Origin of the sequence: Paenibacillus koleovorans NBRC 103111, assembly GCF_004000845.1 — a bacterium.
Taxonomy (GTDB): Bacteria; Bacillota; Bacilli; order Paenibacillales; family NBRC-103111; genus Paenibacillus_AA; species Paenibacillus_AA koleovorans.
In genome coordinates, this window is record NZ_BIMA01000013.1 from 1 (window position 1) to 16,143 (window position 16,143).

Consider the following 16,143-nt stretch of genomic DNA (forward strand, 5'->3'; position numbering starts at 1 on the left):
CCTGAGCCAGGATCAAACTCTCCATTAAGGTGAATCTGATTGTACTCATTACTAAACTAGCATTTGTTGCAAAACGCTATTTCGTCATGCATTTGTTCAGTTTTCAAGGAACTTTGGTCCCGACTTCCGAGCGCCGTATTTGGCGAAGTTTGTCGGTCACAAGAACATATAATAGCAGGTTCCAAAAAGAAAAGCAACCCTTTTATGGGCTGCTTTTTATTTCCAACATATTCCAGATCAAACGCCTTCGAGAAGGCGGACCAATTCGGCCTCGTCGTCGATTACGGCGACGCCCAGCTCTCGTGCTTTGGCCAGCTTGCTGCCGGCCGCTTCGCCCGCAATAACGAAGTCCGTCTTCTTCGATACGCTACCGGATACCTTGGCGCCGAGCGCCTCGAGCTTCTTGGCCGCCTCATCGCGACCCATCGTCGACAGCGTGCCGGTCAACACCACCGTCTTCCCGTAGAAGACGTGGTCGGTGTTGGCCGGCGCCGCCGCGCGCTCCACGATCGGGTTGATCCCGGCGGCCTGCATGCGCTCTACGCTGCGACGCATCGTCGCATCGGCGAAGAACGACACGATGCTGTCGGCTACGATGCCGCCGATATCCGGCAGCGTCGTCAGCTCCTCGGCCGAAGCCGCCATCAGGGCGTCCAGGCTGCCGAAGTGGTCGGCGAGCACTTTGGTCGTGGTCTTGCCGGTATTGTTGATCCCAAGGGCGAACAAGAAGGAGGCGAGATCCCGCCCCTTGCTCTTCTCGAGCGCCTCTAGCAGCTTTTTCGCTTTTTTGTCGCCGAACCGCTCCAGCTTGATCAGGTCCTCGAACTGGAGGTCATACAGATCAGCCGGATCATGCACGTCCAGATGGTCGTACAACTGGTCCGCCGTCATGACGCTGAACGTCTCGATGTCCATCGCGTCGCGGGAAGCGAAATGGGCGATTCGTCCGATCATCTGCGGCTTGCAGCCGAGACGGTTCGGGCAGAAAAGATGCGCTCCGCGCTGCTCCAGCTCCGTCACGCAAGCCGGACAAACGAGCGGCACCACGATCTCCGCGCCATCGTCCTCGTTGGTCACTTTGCCGAGAATTTCCGGAATGACATCGTTCGACCGGCGGATGAAGACGGAGGTGCCCAGAGCAAACTTCAACCGTTTCCGCTCGATATCGCCGATATTGTTGAGGGTGCACTTCTGCACGGTAACGCCTGCGAGATCGACCGCCTCAACGGTCGCCACCGGCGTCAGCTTGCCGGTACGCCCGATTTCCCAAGTGACGGACTCGAGAATCGTAGTCGTCTCCTCCGCCTCGAACTTGAAGGCGACCGCCCATCGCGGGAATTTGTCCGTATAGCCGAACACTTCGCGAGTACGCATATCGGCCAGCTTCACGACGGCACCGTCGATCAAATAGTCGAACGTGTGGCGAATCGACTCCAAATGAGTCAGCTCCGCCGCGACTTCTTCGATCGAGTCGAAAAATTTGATGTATGGGTTGACCTTGAACCGGTTGTCGCGCAGGAAGGCGACCAACTCTTGGTGGTCCTGGAACCGGATATTGTCCGAGTACCCGATATTATAAATGAAGGCATTGAGCTTGCGCTCGGCCGTCATCTTCGGATTTTTGTTGCGAAGCGCTCCCGCAGCCGCATTGCGCGCGTTCTTGAGCCGCTCGATTGCTGTCTTGTTGTACTCCTCGAAGACGGACAAGAACATCATGCCCTCGCCCTGGACTTCGATAATTCCTTCTTTATAAGGGATTTCCAGCGGAATCGATTTGATCGTCTTCACCTGCGCCAGGATGCCTTCGCCCACGACACCGTTCCCGCGCGTCGAAGCTTGTACAAGCCGACCGCCGTCGTAAGTCAAGTTCAGCGAGAGGCCGTCGAACTTCAGCTCCACGACGTAGCTAGGTGCCGGAAGAGGCTCTTCCTCCGGATGCTTCGTATTGTAGTCGTTGATCAGCTTCAGCACTCGGGCATGCCATACCAGCAGATCTTCCTGGTTCTGCGCCTTGTCCAGGCTCCAGAGCCGGGCCAGATGGCGATGCGGCACGAAATCGTCCAGCAGCTCGCCGCCTACTCGCTGCGTAGGGGAATGCGGGAGCACGATGCCCGTCTCCCGCTCCATCGCTACGAGGCGGTCATACAGCTCGTCGTATTCCTTGTCGCTGAGCACAGGCTGGTCGAGCGTATAGTAAGCGTGATTATGCCCGCTGATCTCCTCGATCAGCCGCTTCATGGTGTCCAGAACGTCCTTCTCCACTACATCGTTCGCTTCCGACACAGGTTCACGATCCTCTCGTCCGAAATGTTCCACTATACCTTCGTAATCGGCGCGAACTTCGCCAGCAGCCGCTTCACGCCTACCGGCGCGGGAAAAGCAATCTGCAGCTCCGTATCGTCGCCGCTGCCCTTCACGGCAACGACGACCCCGGTGCCCCACTTGCCGTGGGACACCTTGTCTCCGTTGCCGAACGCCGTCGCCGGCCCGCCCCCCGCGGGGCCGCCGGCACCTGCAGGGCGGCTCCCCGGGGCCGCCGCCCCAACACTGCGCGCCGCGGCCGATGCCGCGGTGCCAAAACGGCCGGCGGCCGGCTGGCCGAAGCCGCCGCCAGAAGTGCCGGCAGCGCCGCTCCGGGCGCCAAAGGCCGCTGCTCCGGCTCCGCCGGCGGCGCTACCGCTGTAGCCGCCGCCATACCCGCCGGTGCCGCCGCTCGAGCGCCCGTAGCCTCCGCTGCCGTAGCCGCCCCCGCCGTAGCTGCCGGCGGACCCGAACCCCGAGCCGCCGCTCGAGACCCACTCGACGAGCGCCTCCGGCACTTCCTTCAAGAACCGCGAAGGCGGGCTCGAATTCGTCTTCCCGAACAACGTGCGCATCCGGGCGCAGGTCAAGTACAGCTGCTTCTCCGCACGGGTGATGCCGACATAAGCGAGCCGGCGCTCTTCCTCCAGCTCTTCGTTGTCCAGGAACGCTCGGCTGTGCGGGAAGACGCCTTCCTCCATGCCGATGACGAAAACAACGGGGAACTCCAAACCCTTGGCGCTATGCATCGTCATGAGAACGACGTTGTCCTTGGTCGCCTCTTCCTCGTCCTTGCCCACCGCATCGATGTCCGCGATGAGCGCAAGATCGGTGAGGAAGCTGACCAGCGACTTGTCCTCGTTGCGTTTCTCGAAGTCCATCGTCACGGACAAGAACTCGTCTATGTTCTCGAGCCGGGACTTGGACTCGATCGTATTCTCGCGCTCCAGCTCCTCGCGGTACCTCACCATCTCGAGCATCTTCTCGGTCAGCTCGGTGACGGACAAATATTCGACCATCGCATGCAGCGCCCGAATCATGTTGTAAAATTCCGTGAGCGCGCCGCGGAATCGAGCGCTCAGCTCCATCGCATCGACATGCCCCAGCATGTCGAAGATCGAGATGCTCCGCGCCGCGGCCGCTTCCGCCAGCTTATCTACGGTCGTATCGCCTATGCCCCGCTTTGGCACGTTGATGATGCGCGCCAGGCTGATGTCGTCGTCCGGATTGGAGACGAGCCTTAAGTAAGCCAGAATGTCCTTAATTTCTTTCCGATCGTAGAATTTGATACCTCCGACGATCTGATAAGGGATTTCGGACTTGATGAAAATTTCCTCGATGACCCGGGATTGCGCATTCGTCCGGTACAGCACGGCATGGTCGGCGTATGGCCGATTGTGCTTCCGGCGGTTTTGCAAAATTTCATTCGCCACATAATAGCCTTCCGCATGCTCCGAGTCGGCCAAATAAACCTTTAGCTTATCGCCGCCCTTTTGATCCGTCCATAGCCGCTTCGGCTTGCGCCCTGTATTGTTGTTGATGACCGAATTCGCCGCGTCCAGAATGTTCGAGGTCGAGCGATAGTTCTGCTCCAGATAAACCGCGGTCGATTCCGGGTAATCCTCCTCAAAGTTCAAGATGTTCGTAATATCCGCGCCTCTCCAGCGATAAATCGACTGGTCCGAGTCGCCGACGACGCAGATGTTGTGGTGCTTGTCCGCCAGCATCCGGCACAGCATGTATTGCGCCCGGTTCGTGTCCTGGTACTCGTCGACATGGATGTACTGGAACTTGTTCTGGTAAAACTCCAGCACCTCCGGCACTTGCTTGAACAGCTCCGTCGTCTTCATGATCAGGTCGTCGAAATCGAGCGAGTTGTTGCTTCTCAGCTTCCTCTGATACAGCGTATACACCTGGGCGACTCTGCTCTTGAAATAATCGCTTCCGGCCTTCTGCTCGTAGCGCTCCGGCGTAATCAACTCGTTCTTGGCATTGCCCAGCTCCGCCTGAATTGCCTTAGGCTCGAATTTCTTCGTGTCCAGGTTCAGTTCCTTCATGCAAGTCTTGATGACGGACAACTGGTCGGTCGAATCCAGAATCGTAAAGCTGGACGAGAATCCAATCCGTCCGATGTCGCGGCGCAAAATTTTGACACACATGGAGTGGAAGGTCGATACCCAAATATCGTTCGCCGACGGGCCGACCAGCTTGCTCACCCGCTCCTGCATCTCGCGCGCCGCTTTGTTCGTGAACGTGATGGCCAGAATGCTCCAAGGCGCGGCCTTGCGCGTCGCAATCAAATAGGCGATCCGGTGCGTCAGCACCCGGGTCTTGCCGCTGCCCGCTCCAGCCATAATAAGCACCGGCCCCGAGACGGTCTCGACCGCCCGCTTCTGCTCCGGATTCAGCTTCGTTACCGCCTGATGGATGTCGAGTGGAAAATTAGCATTCATGACGTGTAAACAACCTTTCTACTTTATTATCAAAACGCGGCTCATGCTCCGCCGTCAGCCGATTCCGCTTCACGGACCGCCCGAACGGTTGCCAAAGCCCGCTCCAAATCTTCATATACAATGTTGCCGACTACGATCGTATGCGCCGCTCGCGCCGCTTCTATCGCCCGTTCCGCGCCGTCGATGCCGCCCCCGTAGAACAATCGGCTCCGCTCCAGCACCGCTGCCACCCGCCGCACCAGCTCCATATCGCCGAATACGCCGCTGTACTCCACATAAAAGATCGGAAAATGAAACATCCGTTCGGACAACCGAGCGTACGCGGTCACATCCCGAACATCCAGCTCGGTGCGAGCTCCCGTCAACCGGGCTGCCGCCGACGCTCCGTTCAAGATGACATAGCCCTCCGCCGCCACTTGCTCCCAATGCATCATGGGGCCGTATTCGCGAATCGCTTCCATATGCTTGCCCACGATCCAGTCGGGATCCGACGCATTCAGCACGATCGGGATGAGGTACAGATCAAACCCCGGCACAATCGCCTCCAGATCGGACACTTCCAGGACGCAAGGCAGCTCGTACCGCCGAATCCGGGCCAGCAGGTCGACCGTATTGTCGAAGGTGACGCCTGTCGAACCGCCGACGATGACGGCATCCGTGCCGGATTCGCAGATGCGCTCCAGTGCCTCGTCCGCCAGCTCCTTGTCGGGATCGAGCTTAAAAACATGCTTCCAACGGCTGATTTCGATTCTCAACTTCCGCTAACCTCGCTTGTCCATGGTCTTCCTTACTTTCAGTCTATGCGAGAGCGATAGGGGTGTCAAATGGTTTGTAGCGAATGTATGTTCGCCAATTCTGACAAGGCGCTCCGCTGGACAAAAAAGCTGCCAACAGGCCGTAGCCGCCGCAGCTCTTCTGCTTCTATTATTAAGATTGTCCTTCTTCTTCCCCGTTCCGACGGTTCCGCTGCTGCTCGAATTGGGCCACCTTCGCCCGCAGCTCCTCGATTTCGCGTTGCAGCATTTTTTTCTCCATATCCCGCATCATCTCGTCGATCGTAGCTTCATTCGGACGGCCAGGCTGGCCATGCGCAGGCGAGGCTGTAGGGGGAGGAGTGTGCGTCGCTCCCGGAGGTTGGTTGAAGCCTTGCGTCGGTACGGAATACCCCTGCTGTCCTGGGATCGGCCCGGTTTGATAACCTGTCGAACGCCCCGTCGAAGTGTTGTAAGGCGTATGCGGACCTTGACCTGGATTGCCGTTGCTGTAAGGCTGTCGCGGGCCGCCCGTGCCGTGCGTGGAGCCGTTGTACGTGTTGTAGTAGCCTCCATTCGTGTGAGCGTGCGGGTTCTGGAACTCAAACACCGGCTCCTTCGGAATGACAAGGCAGGCGATAAAGTACAGCGGTATGACCGTCCCTCCCGAGAAAAATGCGGTTATGATGACGATCACGCGCAGCAGCGTAGAATCGACGTTGATCATTTGAGCCAAGCCGCCGCACAGTCCGAACAGCTTCGAATCGGTGCGGGATCGGTACAATTTGTTCATCTATATCATCCCTTTTGCCTTCTGATTTGTCTCTATTGTATCGCAGGCGCCGTTCGCCGGAAACGGACCCCGGTCGGTCGTTTTCCTAGACTCAGGTCGGGGTGCTCTAAAGTGTTTTGGACACCTCTATTATCGTAACTCAAATCGGACCGACTGCAAAGGGAAAACGAACGTTCGCCCTGCTGTTCCGGAAACGCTCCCTTTTTTGCTATAATGAGTTGATAAGCACAAGACGGATGACTGGGAGAAGCGAGAGATGAAAAGCTATTTGGAGCTGCTTGAGGATATCAAACAAAACGGGGTTCGCAAGGAGGACCGCACCGGGACGGGCACTTTATCCGTGTTCGGGCGACAACTGCGATTCGATCTGCAGCAAGGGTTTCCGCTTGTAACGACGAAACGGATTCATCTGAAATCGGTCGTGCACGAGCTGCTGTGGTTTCTGAGCGGGGTGACGAATACGAAATATTTGACGGATCACGGCGTGACGATCTGGGATGAATGGGCCGATGCCGAAGGCAATCTCGGTCCGGTGTACGGCTCGCAATGGCGCACGTGGCGGACGGCCGACGGCCGCACGGTTGATCAGATCAGCCAAGTGATCCGGGCGATTCAGCAAAATCCCGATTCCCGCCGCCATCTGGTCAGCGCTTGGAATGTAGGGGAAGTTGAAGGGATGGCGCTGCCTCCTTGCCACTATGCGTTCCAGTTCTATGTGGCGGGCGGGAAGCTGTCGCTGATGTTCCAGATGCGTTCGGTGGACACGTTCTTAGGATTGCCTTTCAATCTGGCGAGTTATGCTCTGCTCACTCATATGGCGGCACAGCAGTGCGGGCTGGAGGCGGGGGATTTGGTCTGGACCGGCGGGGACGTGCATTTGTATTTGAACCATCTGGAGCAGGTGGACCTGCAGCTGTCGCGGGAGCCATACCCGCTGCCTACGCTGGTGATCAAGCGCAAGCCTGACTCGATCTTCGATTATAAGTATGAGGATTTCGAGTTTGCCGGCTACCAGTACCACCCGTCGATCAAAGCGCCTATTGCGATCTGAACGTCATATAGTTTTTGTTGAGGAGCTGCAGCTATGTCTGAAAATAAACCTTCGCTAAGCCTGATCTGGGCCATGGACCGCAATCGGCTGATCGGCCGCGACAACGGCATGCCTTGGCGGCTGCCCGCGGAGCAGGCTTACTTCCGGCGCGTGACGACCGGACATACGATTGTGATGGGACGCAAGACGTTCGAGTCGATCCGCAGCAAGCCGCTGCCAAACCGACATAACGTGATACTGACTCGCGACCGCAGCTTTCACGCGCCTGAAGGCTGCACCGTGATCCACTCGTTGGAGGAAGGACTGCGGTTGGCGGAGCAGGAAACCGTGTTCGTCATCGGAGGCTCCGAGGTATACGGATTGTTCTTGCCATATGCCGATCGGCTCTATGTGACACACATCGATCACGCTTTTGAAGGCGACGCGCACTTCCCTCCGTACGACGAGTCCGCCTGGAAGGAAGTAGCGCGGGAGCCGGGTTTGACCGATGAGAAAAATCCTTACGCTTACGTGTTCTCGGTGTACGAGCGCGCTTAGCCGCTGCTGAGCTCCAGGCGACCGCTGTACAGGAGCGCTTGCGGCTCCATCTCGTCGGCCGCGCCCTCTAGGATGCGGCGCACGCCGCCTAGCGTGTCGGCAAGCGGGACCGTGACGCCCTTGCGGCCGGTGAACGGCTCGGCGAGGTAGAACGGCTGCGTCAGGAACGCTTCCAGCCGCTCCCCGGTGCGGTACCTTTGGCGCTCGTGCTCCGGCGGCTCGATGCCTCTTGCTTCTACCAGCGTTCTCAGCTCGCGGTACCGGCGCAGGCATTTGCGTGCCCGCTGCTGCAGCGCCAGATGAACGGTATCCAGCTGCGCCCCCTCGGACAGGATCGAGGTCGAGGCCACCGGATCGATCGCCGGGTACATCCCGCGCGCGATGAGCCCCATATCGAACCGCCACAGCGTATCGAGCGGTCCGTATGGGGCTTCTTCGTCGACCGCTTCCCCGCGCGTGTCGACGAGCAGCAGCGTGACATGGCGAGCGCCTGCCAGCTGCAGCCGCTCCCGCAGCTCGAACCATTCGCCGGACAGCACCGTCTCGCGGTCGGCCGCCAGCAGCACATCGCGCTCCTCGCGCAGCGAGACGACCGCCTCGAACGTCTCCTGCAGCGATTCGCAGGCTCGTTCGGCCTCTTGGGCGGCCTCGTCCACGCCCTTGGCCCGGTTCGCCGGCACCCAGAACACCGTTGCCGTCTCCCGGCCCTTCAGCCGAAGCATCAGCTCGGTCAGCAGCGCCAGCTGCCCCATGCCTGGCCGGGCGACAAGCCCTACCGCGCCGCCCCGGACAAGCGGGGCGAACAGGTCGAGGCACTTGATGCCCGTCTCGAGCATGCCGGCTCCGCCGCCGCGGATGAGCAGCTCGTCGAGCGTGCAGCCCGCCAGCATCGCGAGCGTGGCGAGGGTACGGACTTCGGCGCGGCCGATCGGGATTTTGCCGGTGCACAGGTTGGACACCGTAGCCGGTCTTAATCCGGCTGCTCTGGCGGTCGAGGTCAAGTTCGGCACTCGCCGCCGCAGCAGCGGGACATTCAATTGCAGATCGTCGTTCATTTTTAACAACACCGCCTGTTCTATGTGATCGATCCGTGAGGCAGTACGGCATGAACCCCTTGTACGCCGTTCACGATTTGCGTTATGCGCAGGTCCACGACAAGGCTGGCCAAAGCCAAAGCGAGACGCCGCTCATACCCGTACAGCTCCTTCATTAGATCGAGCATATTTTCCAACGCCAGCATGCGCGCCTCATTCAAGTCCTCGTGAAACCCGAACGTGATCCATGCTGAGTTTGTTTTCGCACGGGGTAGGGTGATCGGCATGTCGTTGCGTACGCGGAACGTCAGGTCAACCCGCTCCATCGGGCATTCCAGCGCCGGCACGCCGACTTCTCCGTCTCCCTGTACCGCATGTCCGTCTCCAACAGAGAATAATCCAGTCTGTACTTCAATCGGCAAAAATAATGTACTGCCTGCGACCAACTCTTTGCAATCGAGATTGCCTCCGGCCGGTCTCGGAATGAAAGTGGTGTGCAGCCCGGGCTCTGCCGGAGCCAACCCCATCACGCCCATAAACGGTCGCAGCGCGACTTTATGTCCCAGCGCGCTAGTGCCTACCAGGGTCCGAGGGTTCAGCTCCCAATTCAGCTGCAGCTCCTCCCCGTCGGCAATCCCCAAACGAACATTATTGGGATGCGCGAAGCCGCCCGCTCCATTCCACCCCCATGTGCCCGGGATAATTTCGTTAATGCGAATCTCCAGTGTCATGCCCGGCTCCGCGCCTCGAATCGCTACCGGCCCGCACAAGGCGTGGCCTCGATCCTTTTCACCCTCCCTAGCGAACCGTTGCCTTCCCCCTTGTGCGGAGAACGGCTCCAGCCCCCACCCTGCATCCAGCGTGTTGAACCTAACCGTATCGCCGGAATCGATCGTTAACGCGGGTGCCGTGTCGCGGGAAAAAGAGCCATGAAGCGTCGACCGTTCGGGCATGATAGCATGGATTGCCATTGTACTCCCTCCTCAAGCATTGTAATTACTTTATATAGTAACTATTATTACTTTTTAATGCAATAAATTATTTCCCGCCTTGGTTTGACACAAACAAATGTTCGGGTTATGATGAGTAAGATGAACTAGGATCGGATCAGAGAAAGGAGCGAGCGGTCAATGATGGAGGTTACAATCAAGGAGCAATTGGTGGAATCCTACAACCACCATGCCGAGGAACGCAATGGGATGGAGGTCGCCGATTGGAAGGCGCGCATGCGAGGGACTTACTTGCAGCTGCTAGAGGAGGCGGGCGCACGCAAGCTGCTCGAGATCGGGGCCGGACCGGGCCGCGACAGCTTGTTCTTCCAGCTCGAGGGGCTGGATGTGACGAGCACCGACTTATCGCCGGAGATGGTGCGGCTGTGCCGGGAGAAGGGGCTGAAGGCGCATGTGATGGACTTCGGTCGATTGGACTTCCCGGACAAGTCGTTCGATGGCGTCTATGCTTTGAACTGCCTGCTGCACGTGCCGAAGCAGGAGCTCCCGGCGGTGCTGGCCGAGATTCGCCGCGTGCTGAAGCCGGGCGGGCTGTTCTTCCTGGGCGTGTACGGGGGACCGGACTCGGAAGGGATCTGGGAGAAGGACCATTACGTGCCCAAACGTTTCTTCTCGATGTACAGCGACACGCAACTGCTCTCCGTCGTCGAGGAAATGTTCCGCATCGTCCGGTTCGAGACGGTCCCGATGGAGGACGGCGCGCCGCATTTCCAAGGGCTGGTGCTTGCCTAACCAGACGAAAGAAGCCTTCCCCCGCAGCCGCGGGAGAAGGCTTTCTCGTCCTATTATTGAGCTGGCGCCGGGGCCGGCGGCACCAACGCATCGAACATATCCTCCACGGTCATCTTCGGAATCGAATATGCCCATGCGTCGCCCTGCTTCACGATCCAAACGCTCTCTCCATCCACTTTACCGGTATATGTCTCTGTAGAATCTTTGCCGTCCTTCTTCACCTTGAGTTCAAGCTTCAGCTCCGGCGCGTCGAGCTTGAGCGAGGAAGCCGCCTTCAAGAGCTCTTCGGTGGAGAACAACAGTATTTGGTCCAAATAATCCGTCGCATCCGTTCCCGTGACTTCCTTGCCGTCCAGCTTCCAGGCCGATTCGCTCGCCGTCTTGGCGGGGTCGGACTTGGCCAGCGACTTGGAAGCGCCGTTCCACGTTACGGTAGCGCCGGTCAAATCGTTGTACCCGATATTGATCGGCATCTTCTGTATGAAGTCGAGCGGGGTTTTCTGCAATATCCTCACGCTAGTCTCCGGCAACTTGTACACCGGCGCCGTTTCTTTCAGCTTCGCATAGTAGTACCCGTAAATCGGCAGCGGCGAGCCGATCTGCAGCGTCGTCTTGCTGCCGTTCTTCAGCGTCACCTCATACTCCTCCGTCGGCGATGCGAGGCCGAACTTGCCCAGGTCAGCCGGACTGGCGTCGACGACGCCCTCCTGCGTGACCGAGATGAACCCGTTCAACCAGCCGTCGGCTTCGAACGGTGCGAGCGGCATAGCCGAAGGCTTCGTCATCGTCCACCCAGCATCCTTGCGCTGCAGCTCGACCTCATCCGCCGCCGTCTTGATGCGATAGCTGGTGACATCCTCTTCCTTAATAGCGAGGAGCGCCTTGGCGGTCTGCTCCTCCTCCTCTTTGAAGAAATTTTGACTCGATGCATAGATGAACCCTGCAATACAGAGAACCACCAGGATGATCGTCGGTAAGAAACGCTTCATCCTTTTCTCCTCCTCCACCAGATCACGCCGCCGATGACGAGGAACAGCAGCGGGAAGCCGACGACGGAGCCGTACAAGATTTTGTTACGATCGCTCGGCATAAGGAACACTTGCTGTACCTGCGCTTCCTCGCGCGGACGAATCGTGATCATGTCGGTTTGCTCTTGCAGCCAACTGACCGCATTGAGAGCAAAATCCTTGTTGCCTTGCTGCCCGATAACCTGGTCCATCAGGAATTGCGTGTTGCCGATGACGATCGCTTTCGGCTTGTTGTCCTTGTCCTGAATCGCGTAGGCCAGGTCGAGCGGCCCCTTCAGGTCGGTGTCGCCGTTTGTTGTTTTGTTAGTAGTCGTTAGCGTGGCCAGATCGGTTTCGCCATACGCCTTGTCGGTCGTAGTGAGCAACGCATTCGCTCGGAAATCAGTGTTCGCGGTGTCGGTTTGCAGCACCAGAGCCAGCGGCAGGACGGTGACGCGGTCTTCCCTCGACAGCTTGTCGACGATCACATGCAGGCTGTATTCCGGAATGATCGTCAGTTGGTCGGTCAGCGAGGTGCGTCCGGTCTCCAGCGCGATGGCATTCGGGTTCTTGACGTTGATCGCCGCCAGAAGATCGTTGATGTGCTTCCACTTCGTTAAGTCCTTGGCATACCCGATCGAGATGTACAGCTTGCCTTTGTCCTTCACATAGTCCTTGAGCGCCGTGGCTTCCTTCTCATCCAAGTCGTTCTGAGGTCCGATCAGGAACACCGCTTCAGCGTCGTCCGGAATTTTGCCGTCCTTGAACAGATTCAGCTCACCGATTGTATACCCGGCACTCTCCAGCGAGGAGCGGAAGACGGACATCTGCCCCGCCGGCAGCTCGTTGTGGCCCGTCAGGAAGTAGACCTGATGCTTCGCGTCGGAAATGAGGCTGATCAGCGTCTGCGTAAACTTTTCTTCCCCTGAGAACGCGTATGTCGATTGGGTGGACCCTTGACCGAACAGCTCATAGCTGTATACCTTCATCTGCTTGTCGCCCATCTCGAACACCGTAGTGCCGAGCGAATCGATTTGATACTGCTGGGCTTTGCTCGGCTCTTTGATCGGGTCGATCTCTTCCACCGTAATGCGGCTGCTGCGCTTCTCATATTCTCTCAGCATATCGAGGACGTGCCGATTCATGATCGCATCCGATTGCTGCTGGGCGCCGGTGAACGCTGTTATCTTGATCTCTTTATCCAGCTTCTTCAGGAAGCTCAGCGTCTGGTCGGACAACGTGTATTGCTTGTTTTTGGTCAAATCCCATTGAACGCCTTTCAGCGAGCCGAGGAAGATCGTAGCGACAATAAAGATGCCGATGACCGCCAGGGACAACACCGTAGCATTCGTACCGCGAATCCACTTATTATTCACCCATCTTCCCCCCTATCTCAACCGTTTGCGTTCCAGAATTTGAATGCTGAGCAGGACGAATACCGCCGCCAGCATGACGAAGAACAAGAAATCCGAAAAGTCGAGAATGCCTTTGTCAAAATTTCGGCCTCTTCCCACGATGGAAAATTTCGCGAACAGCTCTCTGCCTTTGCCCATCGTATCGCCCAGCCAGTCAATCAGCCAGAGAATGAGCAGCATCGCGAAGCCCGCAATGGCCGCCACCATCTGATGCGCAGACAGCGAAGAAGCGAACAAACCTACCGCCATCATTGCAGCACCTGTCAGGAACATGCTCAGCATCATCATCCACAGCACCGGTTGATCCAGCTCGCCATAACGGGACATGATGAACGGATACAGCAAGCTTCCCGCCACCAGCATGAATTGGACAATTAGCGCGGACAAATATTTACCTATTATAATTTCCCCAATGCTAGTCGGAGACGTCAGCAGCAGCTCGTCCGTGCCTTGACGCAGCTCATCCGATACAAGACGCATCGTAAGAAGCGGAATGACGAACAGGAAAATGAGCGTCGTATTGCCGGACAGCATCCGAACGTCCACTACTTGCGAATAGATGAAATTCGAACTGAAGAAAAAACCGGAAATGACAAAATACAAGGCAAATGCCACATACGCCACGGGGGAGTAAAAGTACATCTGCAGCTCTTTCTTGCAAATGGCCCATGTTCTACGCATTGCCCTTCACCTCCGTCTCATCGCTTTCATCGGCATCCGTGTCGTTGGCCGCCGACTCGTCGTCCTGCACCGCTACCGAGCTCTCATTCGTTGTAAGCTTGAGGAAGACGTCCTCGAGACTGAGGCTGGCTTTGTTCATCTCGAGAATCGGATAGCCCTTCTCCGCCAGACGGAAGAACAGCGCCTCGCGAATGTCGTCACGGCTTTGCCCGATGACGTGCAGGCGGGTCGTAGCCGAATCCACTTGATCGGCACCCTCGAGCTCCCTGACCTTCTCGACCGCCGACAAGCTGCGCAGCTCGCGGATGACGTCCTTCTTCGGCCCGCGCACCTCGAGCTTCACTTCGAACTTCTCGCTCATCGAGTTGCCGATGTTGTCCGGATGGTCGTCGAGCACGATGCGGCCCTGGTTGATGATCAACACGCGGTTGCAGATCGCATTCACTTCCGGCAGGATGTGTGTGCTGAGCAGAACCGTATGGTTCTCCCCGAGCTCGCGAATGAGCTGGCGAATCTCGATAATCTGCTTCGGATCGAGACCGGACGTAGGCTCGTCCATGATCAGCAGATCCGGCTTGTGCAGAATCGCCTGCGCCAGACCGATCCGCTGCTTGTAGCCCTTGGACAGGCTGCGAATGATTTGCTTCTCGCGGCCTTGCAGGCCCAGCTTCTCGATGACCTCGCCGATGCGGGTTTTCTGCTCGCGCACCGGCACGTCGCGCAAATCGGCCACGAACTTCAAGTATGACGAGATCGTCATCTCCGGGTACAGCGGCGGCGTCTCCGGGAGGTAGCCGATTTTACGGCGAACCTGGCGCGGATGGTCGGTCATCGACAAGCCGTCGATCTTGATCGAGCCCTTGGTCGGGTTCACATACCCGGTGATCATGCGCATCGTCGTCGTTTTGCCCGCTCCGTTCGGCCCCAGGAAACCTACGATCTCGCCGCGGGCCATGGAGAAGTCGATGTTGCGGACCCCGCGCTCATTCTGGTACAGCTTGCTGACCTGATTCACTTCTAACACACGTTCACCCTCCTGTTCTTCCACAATAAAGGTATCGCTGGTTTCTCTATTCTTTTCTCTCTAACCTTTTCTCTATCTCTCTAGCCCTCTCAATATAATCCCGAAACAATAAGCCAACCTTAAACCAATCTGAAAATAAGCTTAAAAAATTGTGTCCAAATTGTGAACAAGATGTGTCGATTTGCATAGGCAGGACAAAAAACGGCCCCTCTCGGGACCGCTCTGCTCGATAGCTGTTGGTCAGGCATCCAAAGAGACGTTGGATAACCCAAGCGGCAATGGTGTCGGGCGTTGGCACGAGCTGGTCATCTCGTAGTGACGGCCACCGTCCGAAGCGATATGGAAGCCTTCCATCGCTTCGAGCACATGATACGCCAGCTCCGCACTGGCGCGGTGAGGGCGGCCGGAGAGGATCGCTTGCGCCATATCGGCTACGCCCAGGCCGCGGCCGGCTTCCGTGAAGCCATGCGTGTGCGGCACTTCAACGAATTCCTTCTTGTCCACGCGACGGATCTGCACCGAGCCGCCGAACGTATTCGGATCCGGCACGATAAGCGTTCCTTGGCTGCCGTATACTTCAATGCGCGGCAGACTGGTGCCGCCGAACGCGTCGAAGCTCGTAATGATCGTACCGATCGCGCCGCTGTGGAATTCCAGCAAACCGGCCACATGGGTCGGGACGTCGACTTGAATCATCTGGCCGTACAGCGGCTGGCTGAGAATTTTACGCTCCGGGTAAGCGGTGCTGGTCATGCCCGCTACTTTGCGGATCGGGCCGATCATGGCGACCAAGGCCGTCAAGTAGTACGGACCCATGTCGAACATCGGGCCGCCGCCGACCTTGTAGTAGAAGTCCGGCGCCGGGTGCCAGTGCTCGTGTCCGCGACCGATCATGAACGCGGTCGCTCCGATCGGCGTGCCGATCCAGCCGTCCTCGATCAGCTTGATCGAGGTTTGGATGCCGCCGCCGAGGAACGTGTCCGGCGCGCAGCCGGCGCGCAGCCCTTTGGCCGCGGCGAGCTCGACGATTTGTTTGCCTTCCTCCTTCGTGATCGCCAGCGGCTTTTCCACATACACATGCTTGCCGGCGTTCAACGCCTTCAGACAAATGTCCGTATGCGCTTGCGGAATGGTCAAGTTGATGACAATGTCGATCTCCGGATCCGCCAGCAGCTCCTCCACGGTGCAGGCCTTGGCGAGGCTGAATTCCTCCGCCTTGGCAACCGCCCGATCCAATTCCAAATCGGCGCAAGCGGTAATTTCGTAACAGTCAAAGTGCCGCGCTTTGTTCAAATAGGCTCCGCTAATTTTTCCGCAGCCGATTACGCCTACTTTCAGCTTTTTCATCCCGAT

14 protein-coding genes are annotated in these 16,143 nt (G+C 57.9%); 3 read left to right on the forward strand and 11 right to left on the reverse strand.

What is annotated here, in order from left to right; translation table 11 throughout:
- Positions 1 to 237: 237 nt before the first annotated feature.
- The 4 genes from ligA to PKO02S_RS06280 all read right to left on the reverse strand — a co-directional run bounded on the left by ligA (position 238) and on the right by PKO02S_RS06280 (position 6,299).
- A complete protein-coding gene (gene ligA, locus PKO02S_RS06265; RefSeq protein ID WP_127580314.1) occupies positions 238 to 2,238 on the reverse strand; it encodes an NAD-dependent DNA ligase LigA in 2,001 nt (666 codons plus the stop codon).
- A gap of 77 nt (positions 2,239 to 2,315) precedes the next feature.
- Positions 2,316 to 4,754, reverse strand: coding sequence for a DNA helicase PcrA (gene pcrA, locus PKO02S_RS06270; RefSeq protein ID WP_127580250.1), 2,439 nt, complete (start codon positions 4,752 to 4,754; stop codon positions 2,316 to 2,318).
- Positions 4,755 to 4,795: 41 nt separating this feature from the next.
- Complete coding sequence (pcrB, locus tag PKO02S_RS06275; RefSeq protein ID WP_127580251.1) at positions 4,796 to 5,509, reverse strand: heptaprenylglyceryl phosphate synthase; 714 nt, start codon at positions 5,507 to 5,509, stop codon at positions 4,796 to 4,798.
- Positions 5,510 to 5,681: 172 nt separating this feature from the next.
- The gene (locus PKO02S_RS06280) at positions 5,682 to 6,299 is read right to left on the reverse strand and encodes a PspC domain-containing protein (protein ID WP_127580252.1); all 618 of its coding nucleotides are present in this window, start codon (positions 6,297 to 6,299) and stop codon (positions 5,682 to 5,684) included.
- A 256-nt stretch (positions 6,300 to 6,555) separates the two neighbouring features.
- Between PKO02S_RS06280 and thyA the strand changes: the two genes are divergently transcribed.
- Together thyA and PKO02S_RS06290 are read left to right on the forward strand one after the other, a co-directional pair.
- On the forward strand, positions 6,556 to 7,350 hold the full coding sequence (thyA, locus tag PKO02S_RS06285; protein WP_127580253.1) for a thymidylate synthase: 795 nt from the start codon (positions 6,556 to 6,558) through the stop codon (positions 7,348 to 7,350).
- Between the two features lie 33 nt (positions 7,351 to 7,383).
- Complete coding sequence (locus PKO02S_RS06290) at positions 7,384 to 7,887, forward strand: dihydrofolate reductase (protein ID WP_127580254.1); 504 nt, start codon at positions 7,384 to 7,386, stop codon at positions 7,885 to 7,887.
- Here the strand turns inward: PKO02S_RS06290 and PKO02S_RS06295 are convergent.
- Positions 7,884 to 8,942: a P-loop NTPase family protein gene (locus tag PKO02S_RS06295; RefSeq protein WP_127580255.1), complete on the reverse strand. Its 1,059-nt coding sequence runs from the start codon at positions 8,940 to 8,942 to the stop codon at positions 7,884 to 7,886. The two genes, PKO02S_RS06290 and PKO02S_RS06295, sit on opposite strands and share 4 nt — an antisense overlap.
- 20 nt (positions 8,943 to 8,962) lie before the next feature.
- Positions 8,963 to 9,892: an acetamidase/formamidase family protein gene (locus tag PKO02S_RS06300; protein ID WP_127580256.1), complete on the reverse strand. Its 930-nt coding sequence runs from the start codon at positions 9,890 to 9,892 to the stop codon at positions 8,963 to 8,965.
- Between the two features lie 159 nt (positions 9,893 to 10,051).
- Between PKO02S_RS06300 and PKO02S_RS06305 the strand changes: the two genes are divergently transcribed.
- Positions 10,052 to 10,663, forward strand: a complete 612-nt coding sequence (locus PKO02S_RS06305; protein WP_127580257.1) for a class I SAM-dependent methyltransferase — start codon at positions 10,052 to 10,054, stop codon at positions 10,661 to 10,663.
- A gap of 53 nt (positions 10,664 to 10,716) precedes the next feature.
- Here PKO02S_RS06305 and PKO02S_RS06310 read toward each other — a convergent pair whose 3' ends face one another.
- The 5 genes from PKO02S_RS06310 to PKO02S_RS06330 form a co-directional block, all read right to left on the reverse strand.
- Positions 10,717 to 11,652 (reverse strand): DUF4340 domain-containing protein, encoded by a 936-nt coding sequence (locus tag PKO02S_RS06310; RefSeq protein WP_127580258.1) that lies wholly within the window; start codon positions 11,650 to 11,652, stop codon positions 10,717 to 10,719.
- Positions 11,649 to 13,046, reverse strand: coding sequence for a GldG family protein (locus tag PKO02S_RS06315; RefSeq protein WP_127580259.1), 1,398 nt, complete (start codon positions 13,044 to 13,046; stop codon positions 11,649 to 11,651). Before PKO02S_RS06315 ends, PKO02S_RS06310 begins: the two co-directional genes overlap by 4 nt.
- Positions 13,047 to 13,058: 12 nt before the next feature.
- The gene (locus PKO02S_RS06320) at positions 13,059 to 13,766 is read right to left on the reverse strand and encodes an ABC transporter permease subunit (RefSeq protein ID WP_127580260.1); all 708 of its coding nucleotides are present in this window, start codon (positions 13,764 to 13,766) and stop codon (positions 13,059 to 13,061) included.
- On the reverse strand, positions 13,759 to 14,790 hold the full coding sequence (locus PKO02S_RS06325) for an ABC transporter ATP-binding protein (RefSeq protein ID WP_127580261.1): 1,032 nt from the start codon (positions 14,788 to 14,790) through the stop codon (positions 13,759 to 13,761). Before PKO02S_RS06325 ends, PKO02S_RS06320 begins: the two co-directional genes overlap by 8 nt.
- Positions 14,791 to 15,030: 240 nt before the next feature.
- Positions 15,031 to 16,137 (reverse strand): Gfo/Idh/MocA family protein, encoded by a 1,107-nt coding sequence (locus PKO02S_RS06330; protein WP_127580262.1) that lies wholly within the window; start codon positions 16,135 to 16,137, stop codon positions 15,031 to 15,033.
- Between the last annotated feature and the right edge of the window lie 6 nt (positions 16,138 to 16,143).

Bases quoted from the DNA above. Each gene is read 5' to 3' on its own strand.
- PKO02S_RS06330 (WP_127580262.1), bottom strand. From the start codon at position 16,137: ATGAAAAAGCTGAAAGTAGGCGTAATCGGCTGCGGAAAAATTAGCGGA.
- thyA (WP_127580253.1), top strand. From the start codon at position 6,556: ATGAAAAGCTATTTGGAGCTGCTTGAGGATATCAAACAAAACGGGGTT.
- PKO02S_RS06305 (WP_127580257.1), top strand. From the start codon at position 10,052: ATGATGGAGGTTACAATCAAGGAGCAATTGGTGGAATCCTACAACCAC.
- PKO02S_RS06295 (WP_127580255.1), bottom strand. From the start codon at position 8,942: ATGAACGACGATCTGCAATTGAATGTCCCGCTGCTGCGGCGGCGAGTG.
- ligA (WP_127580314.1), bottom strand. From the start codon at position 2,238: ATGAAGCGGCTGATCGAGGAGATCAGCGGGCATAATCACGCTTACTAT.
- PKO02S_RS06280 (WP_127580252.1), bottom strand. From the start codon at position 6,299: ATGAACAAATTGTACCGATCCCGCACCGATTCGAAGCTGTTCGGACTG.
- PKO02S_RS06300 (WP_127580256.1), bottom strand. From the start codon at position 9,892: ATGGCAATCCATGCTATCATGCCCGAACGGTCGACGCTTCATGGCTCT.
- pcrA (WP_127580250.1), bottom strand. From the start codon at position 4,754: ATGAATGCTAATTTTCCACTCGACATCCATCAGGCGGTAACGAAGCTG.
- PKO02S_RS06320 (WP_127580260.1), bottom strand. From the start codon at position 13,766: ATGCGTAGAACATGGGCCATTTGCAAGAAAGAGCTGCAGATGTACTTT.
- PKO02S_RS06290 (WP_127580254.1), top strand. From the start codon at position 7,384: ATGTCTGAAAATAAACCTTCGCTAAGCCTGATCTGGGCCATGGACCGC.
- PKO02S_RS06310 (WP_127580258.1), bottom strand. From the start codon at position 11,652: ATGAAGCGTTTCTTACCGACGATCATCCTGGTGGTTCTCTGTATTGCA.